At 37.0% G+C, this 13,545-nt stretch carries 10 protein-coding genes, 1 riboswitch and 1 other annotated feature; all 10 genes read left to right on the top strand.

Going from position 1 to position 13,545, the window contains the following annotated elements; all coding sequences use genetic code 11:
• Positions 1–152 precede the first annotated feature (152 nt).
• The 10 genes from polA (at position 153) to infC (ending at position 13,530) form a co-directional block, all read left to right on the top strand.
• On the top strand, positions 153–2,780 hold the full coding sequence (gene polA / locus MUA88_RS05020) for a DNA polymerase I (RefSeq protein WP_262605904.1): 2,628 nt from the start codon (positions 153–155) through the stop codon (positions 2,778–2,780).
• Positions 2,781–2,799: 19 nt separating this feature from the next.
• Positions 2,800–3,672, top strand: coding sequence for a bifunctional DNA-formamidopyrimidine glycosylase/DNA-(apurinic or apyrimidinic site) lyase (gene mutM / locus MUA88_RS05025; RefSeq protein WP_262605905.1), 873 nt, complete (start codon positions 2,800–2,802; stop codon positions 3,670–3,672).
• Between the two features lie 13 nt (positions 3,673–3,685).
• Complete coding sequence (coaE, locus tag MUA88_RS05030; RefSeq protein ID WP_262605019.1) at positions 3,686–4,306, top strand: dephospho-CoA kinase; 621 nt, start codon at positions 3,686–3,688, stop codon at positions 4,304–4,306.
• A 281-nt stretch (positions 4,307–4,587) separates the two neighbouring features.
• The gene (locus tag MUA88_RS05035; RefSeq protein WP_262605020.1) at positions 4,588–5,589 is read left to right on the top strand and encodes a glyceraldehyde-3-phosphate dehydrogenase; all 1,002 of its coding nucleotides are present in this window, start codon (positions 4,588–4,590) and stop codon (positions 5,587–5,589) included.
• A 302-nt stretch (positions 5,590–5,891) separates the two neighbouring features.
• Complete coding sequence (nrdR, locus tag MUA88_RS05040; RefSeq protein ID WP_262605021.1) at positions 5,892–6,362, top strand: transcriptional regulator NrdR; 471 nt, start codon at positions 5,892–5,894, stop codon at positions 6,360–6,362.
• Positions 6,362–7,738 carry a replicative helicase loading/DNA remodeling protein DnaB gene (dnaB, locus tag MUA88_RS05045; protein WP_262605022.1) on the top strand — a complete coding sequence of 459 codons (1,377 nt, stop codon included), beginning with the start codon at positions 6,362–6,364 and terminating at the stop codon, positions 7,736–7,738. Before nrdR ends, dnaB begins: the two co-directional genes overlap by 1 nt.
• Positions 7,738–8,661: a primosomal protein DnaI gene (gene dnaI / locus MUA88_RS05050; RefSeq protein ID WP_262605120.1), complete on the top strand. Its 924-nt coding sequence runs from the start codon at positions 7,738–7,740 to the stop codon at positions 8,659–8,661. The genes dnaB and dnaI overlap by 1 nt, the downstream gene beginning before the upstream one ends.
• Before the next feature lie 343 nt (positions 8,662–9,004).
• A complete protein-coding gene (gene thrS, locus MUA88_RS05055; RefSeq protein ID WP_262605023.1) occupies positions 9,005–10,942 on the top strand; it encodes a threonine--tRNA ligase in 1,938 nt (645 codons plus the stop codon).
• 59 nt (positions 10,943–11,001) lie between these two features.
• A riboswitch (Lysine riboswitch) is annotated at positions 11,002–11,175 on the top strand.
• Positions 11,176–11,292: 117 nt separating this feature from the next.
• On the top strand, positions 11,293–12,801 hold the full coding sequence (locus tag MUA88_RS05060) for an amino acid permease (RefSeq protein WP_262605024.1): 1,509 nt from the start codon (positions 11,293–11,295) through the stop codon (positions 12,799–12,801).
• A gap of 41 nt (positions 12,802–12,842) precedes the next feature.
• Positions 12,843–12,978, top strand: a sequence feature (ribosomal protein L20 leader region).
• A gap of 24 nt (positions 12,979–13,002) precedes the next feature.
• Entirely contained in the window at positions 13,003–13,530 is a 528-nt protein-coding gene (gene infC / locus MUA88_RS05065; RefSeq protein WP_095118126.1) for a translation initiation factor IF-3, read from the top strand.
• Positions 13,531–13,545 lie beyond the last annotated feature (15 nt).

Below are 13,545 nucleotides of genomic sequence, written 5' to 3' on the forward strand. Positions count from 1 at the left end.
TGTATCGCAAATTGCTGATAAGGTAGAGAGGTCATAAAGGGCGTTCTCATCTTATCAGCTTTTTTATATCGTTGGATTGTAATTGTTGTGACATAGGGTTTCATCTCATTCTATGATAAAATAAATACACTACTATTCTTGGAGGTTAGACTGTGGATAAACTGATACTCATTGATGGTAATAGTTTAAGCTTTCGTGCTTTCTATGCGTTGCCACTACTACAAAATAAAGCAGGTATTCATACAAATGCTGTTTATGGATTCGTTCGACTTTTAGAAAAAGTGTTGAAAGAAGAACAACCCACACATTTTCTAGTTGCGTTTGATGCAGGTAAAACGACATTTCGACATGCAGATTATGCAGAATATAAAGGAGGTCGTCAAAAAACACCTTCTGAACTGAGTGAACAATTCCCATATATTCGACAATTGTTAGCAGCTTATGCGATTAAGACGTATGAATTAGATAACTACGAAGCTGATGATATTATCGGTACACTCAGTCGAGAAGCAGACGAAGCGGGTATGCAGACGATCATTATTACAGGTGACCGAGATTTAACACAGTTGGCATCAGATAATGTAACGATTTACTACACGAAAAAAGGCGTGACGGATGTAGATCATTATACACCTGCCTTTATTGCGGAAAAATATCAAGGTTTGGAACCGAAACAAATTATTGATATGAAAGGACTTATGGGAGATGCATCCGATAACATTCCTGGTGTAGCAGGCGTTGGTGAGAAAACAGCGATCAAGTTACTCAATCAATTCGGTTCTGTGGAAGCTGTATATGAGGATATTGATGCTGTATCAGGGAAGAAACTTAAAGAAAAATTACTGGCGAATCAAGATGATGCATTATTGAGTAAAAAACTTGCGACCATTCATCGTGAAAGTCCGATTGCTGTGTCACTAGAAGATACACGTTTGCCTGATAGCTATGATGAAACAGATAAAATTACATTGTTTAAAGAGTTAGAATTTCGTCAGTTGTTAGATGAAGTCGATAGTACTCCGTCAGATGATGGACCAACAAAGACTTTTGATGTTTCAACAGATCTTTCAATGATTAATTTTGATGCATTAGAGGAAGCAACGGTTCATGTTGAAGTTTCAGGTGCGAACTATTTAAAAGATGACATTTTGAAGTTCGGTATTTATGATGGCGCACATTATGTGGTTGTATCAGCTGACAAACTTAATGAACATCCATCTATTGTGGACTGGTTATCAAATCCACATACTTCTAAAGTGACTTACGATGCGAAAAAATTATTTATCGTGATGAATCGTTTAGGAATCAAATTAAAAAATGTGTCATTTGATGCGATGCTAGCGAGTTATCTCATCGATCCGTCACAAACCATTGATGATGTCAGCTCGGTGATGTCACGCTTTAAAAATACACATGTTCAAGAAGATGTGGCGATATATGGAAAAGGGAAGTCATATAAAGTGCCAGAAGATGTGGTACTCAATGCGCATATCGCTTCAATATTAGATGCCATCGCAACCTCAAAACCAGAAATGACAGAAACACTGGAATCACATCAGCAACTTGATTTGTTAACTGAGTTGGAATTGCCATTAGCACAAATATTAAGTGAAATGGAATATACAGGAATTTATACTGATAAAGAAACACTTAAAGTGATGGAGTCGGATCTTCAACAACGTTTAGATCAATTAATTGAAACGATACATGAACAAGCAGGAGAGACGTTTAATTTAAATTCACCGAAACAATTGGGTGTCATTCTTTTTGAAAAACTGGAATTACCCGTGATTAAAAAGACGAAAACAGGCTATTCTACAGCGGTGGATGTGCTAGAAAAGTTAGAAGGACAACATCCAATTATTGAAAATATCCTGACATATCGTACGTTGTCTAAGTTACAGTCAACGTATGTTGAAGGATTGCAAAAAGTGATTTGGGATGATCAACGTATTCATACAAGATTTAATCAAACATTGGCACAAACAGGACGCTTATCTTCTGTTGATCCAAATTTACAAAATATCCCAATTCGTTTGGAAGAAGGTCGTCAAATTCGTAAAGCGTTTAAATCAACACATGAAGATTATGTCATCTTAGCAGCAGACTATTCACAAATTGAATTGCGAGTTTTAGCACATATTACAGGGGATCCTACGTTACAGAAGGCTTTTATTGATAATGAAGATGTGCATACGACAACAGCGATGAAAGTATTTAATGTTGAAGCGGATGAAGTGACGTCATTAATGCGACGTCAGGCGAAAGCGGTCAACTTTGGTATTGTCTATGGTATTAGTGATTATGGTTTAAGTCAGAGTCTGGGTATTACGCGAAAAGAAGCTCAAAAATTCATCGATGATTACTTGGCACATTTCCCAGGTGTGAAAACGTACATGGAAACAATTGTGCAAGATGCCAAACAACAAGGTTATGTAGAAACATTGCTACATCGTCGTCGTTACATTCCAGACATTACAAGTCGTAACTTTAACAAACGAGGATTCGCAGAGCGTACAGCAATGAACTCGCCAATACAAGGTAGTGCAGCTGATATTATTAAAAAAGCAATGGTGGATTTCCATGAGGCAGTTCAAGAAACAGACTTTAAAGCAGAATTATTATTACAAGTACACGATGAATTAATCTTTGAAGTGCCAAAGGATGAAGTAGAACGTTTCAGCCAATTTGTTGAAGATATTATGGTGAATGCATTAGAATTAGATGTCCCATTAAGTGTTGAGTCTGAATTTGGACCGACATGGTACGATGCAAAATAGAAAGAAGGTTGGGTGACCCATGCCAGAATTACCAGAAGTTGAACATGTGAAACGCGGTATTGAACCACATGTCACAGGTCAACAAATTATTGATGTGACATTTTCAGATAAAGTTATCGCGGGAAAAGATGTAGGAAAAGAAACCATTATTAAAGGTATTTCATTAGATGCGTTTAAAAAATACAGTATCGGCTATACAATTCAAAGTGTGACACGTCGTAGTAAATATTTATTATTTACATTGAAACATCATGCAGATGAACGAACACTGATTTCACATCTGGGTATGGCAGGTGGTTTTTTCGTGGCACATAATGTAGAAGATATTGTCATACCGAACTATCGTAAGCACTGGCACGTTATTTTTCATTTGGATAATGGATTGAAACTCATTTATTCTGATATTCGACGATTCGGTGAAATAAGAAATGTCGCACAACTATCGGAATATCCATCGATTATGGAAATAGCGCCAGAACCTTTTACTGAGAAAGCGGAAGCGCATTATCTTAGTCAATTTGCACATAAAAAATATCAAAAGATGCCGATTAAACAAATGATATTGGAACATCGAGTGATTGCAGGCTGCGGGAATATTTATGCTTGTGAAGCACTCTTTGATGCAGGCATTGATCCACATACCATTTCACACACACTTTCGGAAGCACAGCGACAAAAAGTGTTTCATAGTGTTGTAAAGGTGTTAAAAATGGGTATAGAAAATGGTGGAACAAGTATCTCGGATTATGTCCATGCAGATGGTCAGCGAGGAACGATGCAAAATAATTTAAAAGTATATAAGCAAAAAACATGTTCTGTATGTGGGAATGAGATAGCGACTGCCATCATTGGTGGTAGAAATACCCACTATTGTGAACATTGTCAATGTTAGAAAGAGGGAAACTATGCCAAAAGTTATCGGATTAACAGGAGGAATTGCGACAGGTAAATCAACAGTTGCACAATTGTTATCAGCACATGGCTTTAAAATTGTTGATGCGGATATTGCATCACGAAAAGCAGTAGAAAAAGGTTCTAAAGGCTTGCAACAAGTGCGTGAAGCGTTTGGAGAAGAAGCGGTCACTGAGTCAGGTGAGATGGATCGCCAATATATCGGAGAACAAATCTTTTATGATAGTGGGCTTCGTGAAAAATTAAATGCGATTGTACATCCAATCGTGCGTGAATTGATGGAAGTAGAAAAAGAACAATATTTAGCAGAAGGACACCATGTGATAATGGATATTCCATTGCTATATGAAAACAAACTTGAAGATACAGTAGATGAAGTATGGCTCGTTTATGCGTCAGAACCTATTCAAGTTGACCGATTAATGGCACGTAATGAGTTATCTTTAGAAGATGCAAAAGCACGTGTATATAGTCAAATTTCTATTGATAAAAAAAGTAGAATGGCTGATGTGGTCATTGAAAACTTAGATACAACGCTCGAACTGAAACAAAATGTTGAACAGCTTTTAATTGATAAAGGATATATAGAACCTTATACAGCTGAAGAAGAATAATAAGATGAAGTACGCAGGTCAAAAAGGCTTGTGTACTTTTTTATGTATTTGGCTAACAGTTTTTGAGAATGGACATACTAAATAATAAAGGAACTTAGCGGTGTTTTAATGTAGATTTTTCGACAGTTGTGATCCAGCATGTCGAATACCTGGTATTTATTATTCAACAATCAAATAATAAATTATAAATAAAAAGAATGAAGAAAACGGTTACATTTTTTCTGTATTATGCTATACTCATGAATATAAGTATAACACATTTCTAAGGAGTGCTTTTTAACATGACGACAAAGATTGCGATTAATGGATTAGGTCGTATCGGCCGTATGGTATTACGTATTGCATTAAATAATGAGGACATTGAGCTAGTAGCTTTAAATGCAAGTTACCCACCTGAAACAATTGCTCATCTTATTAAGTATGATACAACTCATGGTCTTTTTAACAAGCCAGTAGAAGCGACAGAAAATGGTATTAAAGTGGATGGTAAAGAAATTAAACTTGTATCAGACCGTAATCCAGAAAACTTACCATGGAAAGATTTAGGTATTGATGTTGTTGTTGAAGCGACAGGTAAATTCAACCATGGTGATAAAGCAATTGCGCATATCAAAGCAGGTGCAAAAAAGGTTATTTTAACAGGTCCATCAAAAGGTGGAGAAGTTCAAACAATCGTTAAAGGTGTAAACGATAAGGACTTAGATGTGGAAAAATATGATATTTTCAGTAATGCATCTTGTACAACAAACTGTTTAGCGCCGGTTGCTAAGATCTTAAATGACGAATTTGGTATTGTGAATGGATTAATGACAACTGTTCACTCTGTTACAAATGATCAAAAGAACTTAGACAACCCTCATAAAGATTTACGTCGTGCACGTGCAGCATTTGAAAGTATTATTCCAACTTCAACTGGTGCAGCGAAAGCACTTGCGCTCGTATTACCTGAATTAGAAGGTAAATTACACGGTATGGCATTACGTGTACCAACGAAAAACGTATCACTTGTTGACTTGGTTGTAGACTTAAAACAATCAGTGACAAAAGAACAAGTGAATGAAGTATTCCGTAAAAATGACTTAGATGGCATCGTTGAAACGGTGGATGTACCGCTTGTATCAGATGACTTTATGACAAATCCACATTCAGCAATTATTGATGCACCATCAACAATTGTAATGGGCGATAATAAAGTTAAAGTATTAGCATGGTATGACAATGAGTGGGGTTACTCTAACCGTGTCGTAGAAGTGCTACAATTAATCGCAAAAGAAATCGCATAATTTATTATAAAAATAGTAATATGAGGCTGAGACTTGAATGTTGATTCAGGTTTCAGCTTTTTTATGCTGAAGGCTGATTGTACGTAAGGCAAAAGATGAAATGGCTTCTTAAGAGGAAGAGATAAGTACATGTCATTAAAGTTGAACATGTAAGAAAGACTTTTTACAAAATAAACGTATAATTATGAAGTTGGCGGTGATACTGTAAATCTAAGCTTAATACGATCTATCCCTGTTGCTTTTGATATCGCATGGTTTATAGTATAATGGAACAAAAATCTTAATGAGAAGGTGACAAAGTCGTGAAATGTCCAAAATGTAACCATACACAATCTCGTGTCATAGACTCAAGACATGCAGAAGATACAAACTCCATCAGAAGAAGACGTGAATGTGAACAATGTGGCACGCGTTTCACAACTTTCGAACATATAGAAATCAGTCCGTTGATCGTCGTTAAAAAAGATGGGACGAGAGAACAATTTAATCGTGAGAAAATTATTAATGGACTTGTTCGTTCATGTGAAAAACGTCCAGTACGCTTTGAACAATTAGAAGCCATTACAAATCAAGTTGAGTGGCAATTGCGAGAGTCTGGTGTCGCTGAAGTATCATCTCGTGATGTTGGGGAATATGTGATGGACTTATTAATGAAGGTCGATCAAGTGTCATATGTACGTTTTGCTTCTGTATATAGAGAGTTTAAAGATGTCGATCAACTTCTGGAATCAATGCAGGGTATATTAAAAGAAAATAAGCGGAGTGAAGGTTAATGTCATTATCAATGCAGGCCAATCCATTGCGTCCACATGATGGTTTTCGTGTGATTCAACAATTTCATAAACAGCCTTTGCACGAGGAAATATTAAACCGACTTTTTACCCCTTTAATTGGTGCAACAACCATCGGGATTTATCATTTTTTAAGTCAATTTGATACGTCATCGAAAGAGGGGATGACGCATTATACAGTGATGTCAGAGTTGAAAATGAATTTGATCACTTTTAGAGAACATGCAGATTTATTAGAAGGTATTGGTCTCATGCGTACGTATGTCCGTCATTCAGAAGAAACGACGCAACTGATTTATGAATTACTGCCACCACCGACTCCGAATGAGTTTTTCAATGACCCGATGCTTTCTATTTACTTTTACCAAGTTGTTGGACAGCAACGTTATCATCAATTGAAGTCACATTTTGTATTTCAACCAGTGGATACAGAAGGTTTTACAGATGTCACTAAAAAATTTACAGATGTATTTAAGGTGCCGAAACAGACATTTTATAGGCCAGAGAAAAATTTAGCAGAATCAACTTATCATGGTGTTGATTTGACAGATGTATCATTTGATTTTGAATTTTTAGCAGATATGTTGCAGACGCACTATATTAGTAAAGAAATTTTGACAGAACCTACAAAAACATTAATTGTTCAACTGGCAACACTTTATCGTATATCTCCTGATCAGATGAAGACACTTATTTTAAAGTCATTGAACAGTGATCAAACGCTATCAATGGTGGACTTACGAAAACATGCACAAGCACACTTTTTAAATATGAACCAACAAACATTACCAGCACTACAAAAGCAAAAGTTACAAACAGTAGCAGAGCAATCGGGATCTACTGAGGAACAAGATGAAGATATCTCAGTTGAAAGTTGGGATGACTGGTATCACTTAATGGATAATACAAGTCCTGTCGTGATGTTAACGTCTTATGGGGGCTCTGAGCCACCGCTGTATCAAAAGCGTATGATTGAAGAATTGATGACACGTGAAGGTTTTGGTTTTGGCGTTATCAACATTTTACTGCAATATGTTATGCAAAAAATCGATAATAGCTTACCTGAAAATTATGTATATGCCATAGCGTCTACTTGGAAAAAAAGTGGGGTTGTCGATGCCAAAGCAGCGCATCAAAAAGCGATGGAAGTTCAACGGAATGAAGAAAAAGCGCATGAGAAAAAAAGTCAACCTCAAAAAAATTACTATACAAAAGGTGCTGTTTACGAGGAAAAACCACGTTGGATGACACACCCTGAAGAATTTAAATCTAAAGATGAAGATTTGGATGCTTTAGAGCGAGATCGTAATGCATTCTTGGAAGAACTTAAACAGAGTAGAAAGGCGGGTGATGAATGATGAAGCCATTTGATCAAATTATGGGCGCTAATGATGCCATTCAAAAGCGTATTGAAAAAATTAAGCGACAAGTCATTAACGATCCAGACGTCAAAGCATTTTTAGAGGCGCATCAATCTGAAATAACAAGTGATATGATTGAAAATGATTTAAATATTTTACAAGAATATAAAGATCAGCAGAAACATTATACAGATAATCACACGTTTGAAAATTGTCCGAACTTTGTGAAGGGACATATTCCAGAATTATATGTTGAACATCAGCGTATAAAAATTCGTTATAAACCTTGTCCGTGTAAAATTCGACATGACGAAGAGCGACTATCTCAAAGTATGATTACATCATTCCACATGCATCCTGAAACATTAAATGCGAAGTTAGAAGATGTCTACATGGACCGTCGTAACCGTTTAGACCTAGCGATGCAATTTAAAACATTAATTGATGATATTGTGGATCAAAAACCAGTAAAAGGCTTTTATTTATATGGCGCGCTAGGTACAGGTAAGTCATTCATCCTTGGCGCGATTGCCAATGAATTGAAAGAACGCCATGTACCGACAACGATTATTTATGTGCCAGAATTTATACGTATCTTAAAAAATGGCTTTAAAGATGGTACAACTACGAAAAAAATTGAACAAATACGTTCTGCTAAAGTACTTATCTTAGATGATATTGGTGCAGAGGATATGACGCCATGGGCACGTGACGAAGTATTAGGTCCTGTGTTGCATTATCGTATGATTCAAGAGTTGCCAACGTTCTTTAGTTCTAATTTAGATTTTGATGAACTAGAGGCGCATATCGCACGTACGAAAAATGGTGTGGAATGGACGAAGGCACAACGAATCATGGAACGTGTTAAAACATTAGCCAAACCTTATAAATTAGAAGGCGAAAATTATAGAAACCGTTGAAAAAATGTAAAATAGCGTTATAATAGAATTAAATAAATCATGTTAACGAATTTGAGGATATGATGTTATGTTTTAATTATACAGAAAGCTGCCGGTGATGAGAGTGCAGTTAATGCGACATGATGTTACTCCCTCATATAAATAGTATTTGTAATGAATACTCGGCTCAAGACCGTTATCTTATGTAGAGATGTTGCACATTTCGTGTGATGAATTTAGGGTGGTATCGCGAAGACCTCGTCCCTTTTGTGGGGATGGGGTCTTTTTATTTATACACTCGTTTGAATCGAAACATATTGAAAAGGTAAATATCGTTAATATGGATGAAAATAGGAGGATGATTATGGGACAAATTAATGTACGTTTTCCAGATGGTAATAGCAAGGCGTTTGACAAAGGGATTACAACTGAAGAAATTGCACAATCAATCAGCCCAGGATTGCGTAAAAAAGCAGTTGCAGGAAAATATAATGGTGAGATGGTTGATTTAACACGTGCACTAGAAGTAGATGGCGACATTGAAATTATTACACCGGGTAGCGATGAAGCTTTAGAAGTGCTAAGACACTCTACAGCGCATTTAATGGCACAAGCATTAAAACGTTTATACGGTGATGTGAAGTTTGGTGTGGGTCCAGTCATTGATGGTGGTTTCTACTATGACTTTGATATGCCGGAAAAAATCTCAAGTGACGACTTCGAGAAAATTGAAAAAACAATGGCACAAATTGTGAATGAAAATCATAAAATTGAACGTCGTGTTGTTTCTAGAGAAGAAGCAAAAGACTTTTTCAAAGAAGATCCATACAAGCAAGAATTAATTGATGCCATTCCTGAAGATGAAAATGTAACATTGTATTCTCAAGGTGAATTCACTGACTTATGCCGTGGGGTACACGTACCATCTACAGCAAAAATTAAAGAATTCAAATTATTATCAACAGCTGGTGCATACTGGCGTGGCGACAGCAATAACAAAATGTTACAACGTATTTACGGTACAGCTTTCTTTGATAAAAAAGAATTAAAAGCACACTTAAAAATGTTAGAAGAGCGTAAAGAACGTGACCATCGTCGTATTGGTAAAGATATGGAACTCTTTACAAACAATCAATTAGTGGGTGCTGGTTTACCATTATGGTTACCAAATGGTGCGACAATCCGTCGTGAAATTGAACGCTATATTGTGGATAAAGAAGTGGCATTAGGCTATGACCATGTGTATACACCAGTATTAGCGAATGTTGATTTATACAAAACATCAGGTCACTGGGATCACTACAAAGATGACATGTTCCCAGCAATGCAATTAGATGCGGATGAAGCAATGGTATTACGTCCAATGAACTGTCCTCACCATATGATGGTTTATGCGAACAAACCGCATTCATATCGTGAATTACCAATCCGAATCGCTGAGTTAGGTACAATGCACCGTTATGAAGCAAGTGGTGCGGTATCAGGCTTACAACGTGTTCGTGGTATGACATTGAACGATGCGCATATTTTCGTACGTCCAGACCAAATCAAAGAAGAATTCAAACGCGTTGTCGAAATGATTCTTAATGTGTATGAAGATTTCGGCTTCAAAGATTATAAATTCCGTTTAAGCTATCGTGACCCAGAAGATAAAGAGAAATATTTCGATGACGACGATATGTGGAATGAAGCTGAGTCAATGTTAAAAGAAGCAGTTGACGAGTTCGGTTTAGAATATGAAGAGGCAATTGGAGAAGCGGCATTCTACGGCCCTAAATTAGACGTGCAAGTTAAAACAGCGATGGGCAAAGAAGAAACATTATCAACAGCACAACTTGACTTCTTATTACCGAAAAAATTCGAACTATCATATATCGGACAAGATGGTGAACACCATCAACCAGTTGTTATCCACCGTGGTGTTGTTTCTACAATGGAACGCTTTGTTGCATTCTTAACTGAAGAAACAAAAGGGGCATTCCCAACATGGTTAGCGCCACAGCAAGTTGAAATTATTCCGGTAAACGTTGACTTACATTATGATTACGCGCGTGAAATTCATGATACACTAAAATCACAAGGTGTGCGTGTGAACATTGACGATCGTAACGAAAAAATGGGTTACAAAATTCGTGAAGCACAAATGAAAAAAATTCCTTACCAAATTGTTGTCGGTGACAAAGAAGTTGAAAATCACGAAGTCAATGTACGTCAATATGGTTCTAAAGATCAAGAAACAATGGAAGCAGAAGACTTCGTATGGCGTCTTGTTGATGAAATTCGTCTAAAAAAACAAAGATAGCATTGCGTAGTTTCCATTGATACTGTATACTATTATGTAATTCAAAATATTAAATATCCAATTTAGTTAGAGGTTGCATTTTTAATGAGTCACTTGTCAGAAGTAGAGATGATACGTATGTTGAACAAGTAAAAGGTAAAAATGCCGAAGCGAGTTATGAACATCTACATAACTTGTTGGGCTAGTGGTCGAAAGATGCTAGACTGTCACAAACGTGATGTGCTACTTATTTGTGAAGATAAAGTAAAGGTTACATCAACGTTGATGTAACCTTTATTTCGTTTTATTAGGAGTAAAGTCATTGATTTGTTTTTTTGGATTGACCTCTAGGTGAAAGAAAGGAAGGAAACATGAGTAACGAAAAATTACAAACAGAGAATGGCGTACAACGTCATTTGAAAGATCGTCATATCTCGATGATTGCCATCGGTGGGGCCATCGGAACGGGACTTTTTATGACATCTGGAGGAGCGGTACATGATGCTGGGCCACTCGGTGCATTACTCGGTTATGCGATTATCGGTTTAATGGTATTTTTCTTAATGACATCATTAGGGGAAATGGCAACTTACTTACCTGTAACTGGGTCATTTAGTACATATGCGACACGCTTTGTTGATCCGTCGCTTGGATTTGCTTTAGGTTGGAACTATTGGTTTAACTGGGTTATCACAGTTGCGGCTGACGTGACCATTGCCGCTCACGTTATCGAGTATTGGGAGCCATTACAATTTTTACCAGCATGGGCATGGAGCTTGATTTTCATGGCAATTATTTTTGGATTGAATTTACTCTCAGTTCAAGTATATGGTGAAAGTGAATATTGGTTTGCATTTATCAAAGTCGCAACTGTCATTGTCTTTATTATCGTAGGTTTATTAACCATCTTCGGTATTATGGGTGGTACAGCAGTTGGCTTTGATACATTCACACAAGGCGATGGACCTATTTTAGGTGACGGTTTCGGTGGTAGTTTACTTGCTGTATTCGGTGTATTCTTAATCGCCGGCTTCTCATTCCAAGGAACTGAGATTGTAGGGATTACAGCAGGAGAATCAGAAAACCCTGAACGCGCCGTACCAAAAGCAATCAAACAAGTATTCTGGCGTATTCTTTTATTCTACGTATTCGCTATATTCATTATTGGTATGTTAATTCCTTACAATCACCCAGCATTAATGGGTGGTGGAGAAGATATCGCGACATCACCATTTACACTTGTATTTAAAAATGCAGGTCTGGCATTTGCTGCCTCGTTCATGAATGCAGTCATCTTAACATCTGTATTATCAGCAGGTAACTCTGGGATGTATGCAAGTACACGTATGCTTTATTCAATGAGTCGTGATGGCTTAGCAGCGAAATCATTCAGTAGAACAAATAGAGATGGTACACCATGGGTAGCAATGCTTTCTACTGCATTTGTTGTTATTCTGATCTTTATTGTAGAACAAGTAAATGGTAATGCTTATGAGTACATCGTTGCCGCAAGTGGTTTGACAGGCTTTATTGCTTGGTTAGGTATTGCGATTAGTCATTATCGCTTCCGTAAAGCATTTGACGCACAAAACTACGATGTATCTAAACTGAAATACAAAGCAAAATGGTTCCCATTCGGTCCATTACTTGCACTCGTACTCTGTGTGATCGTTATTATTGGACAAGACGTTGACTTTATCCAAGGTGGCGGATTCGATCCAAAACGTTTCTTTATCACATATATGGGTATTCCAGTATTCTTATTCTTTTTCCTATATCACAAATTAAGATATAAAACGAAATTAATTCCATTGGACAAAGTGAACTTGAGCCAAGATGTTTCAATGGACGAAAAAAACTTTCATAAATATGTTGACTAATAGATAACAACTTGGTATGATTATATCTGTTGAATACGAAACGGACCAAGTAGAAGCAACCCGCTTCTCACCTGTAGCGACGCAGCAAGCAGTTGGCAGGTTAACGATATAAACATGTGAGTTTGTTCATGTTAACGTTAGGAGCGGGGATTTATATCCTCGCTTTTTTTCGTGCTTGGACCATTCGTAAAATTTTTGGAGGTGTCAACCATAGCTAAGGATCAAACGCAAGTAAACGAAAAGATTCGCGCTAGAGAGCTACGTGTTATTGGTCAGAACGGTGACCAACTCGGTATCAAATCGAAGCAAGAAGCATTGGAAATGGCAGAACGACTTAACTTAGATGTCGTTGTTGTTGCCCCTAATGCAAAACCGCCAGTTGCTCGTATCATGGATTACGGTAAATACAAGTTCGAGCAGCAGAAAAAAGAAAAAGAAATGAAGAAGAAACAAAAAGTCATCAATGTGAAAGAAATCCGCTTAAGTCCAACGATTGAAGAACATGACTTCAATACAAAACTTAAGAACGGTAGAAAGTTCTTAACAAAAGGTGACAAAGTTAAAGTTTCTATTCGTTTCAGAGGGCGTGCCATTACACATAAAGAAATCGGCCAACGCGTTTTAGAGAATTTTGCTGACGAGTGTAAAGATATTGCAACTGTTGAGCAAAAGCCTAAAATGGAAGGTCGCCAAATGTTCCTTATGTTGGCGCCAATTAACGAAAAATAAACAATGACAATAGGA

The organism is Staphylococcus sp. IVB6240 (assembly GCF_025558425.1).
Classification (GTDB): Bacteria; Bacillota; Bacilli; order Staphylococcales; family Staphylococcaceae; genus Staphylococcus.

What these genes read in the sequence shown, in the direction of transcription:
- mutM (WP_262605905.1), top strand. Translation starts at nt 2,800, where the DNA reads ATGCCAGAATTACCAGAAGTTGAACATGTGAAACGCGGTATTGAACCA.
- coaE (WP_262605019.1), top strand. Translation starts at nt 3,686, where the DNA reads ATGCCAAAAGTTATCGGATTAACAGGAGGAATTGCGACAGGTAAATCA.
- MUA88_RS05035 (WP_262605020.1), top strand. Translation starts at nt 4,588, where the DNA reads ATGACGACAAAGATTGCGATTAATGGATTAGGTCGTATCGGCCGTATG.
- dnaB (WP_262605022.1), top strand. Translation starts at nt 6,362, where the DNA reads ATGTCATTATCAATGCAGGCCAATCCATTGCGTCCACATGATGGTTTT.
- dnaI (WP_262605120.1), top strand. Translation starts at nt 7,738, where the DNA reads ATGAAGCCATTTGATCAAATTATGGGCGCTAATGATGCCATTCAAAAG.
- thrS (WP_262605023.1), top strand. Translation starts at nt 9,005, where the DNA reads ATGGGACAAATTAATGTACGTTTTCCAGATGGTAATAGCAAGGCGTTT.
- MUA88_RS05060 (WP_262605024.1), top strand. Translation starts at nt 11,293, where the DNA reads ATGAGTAACGAAAAATTACAAACAGAGAATGGCGTACAACGTCATTTG.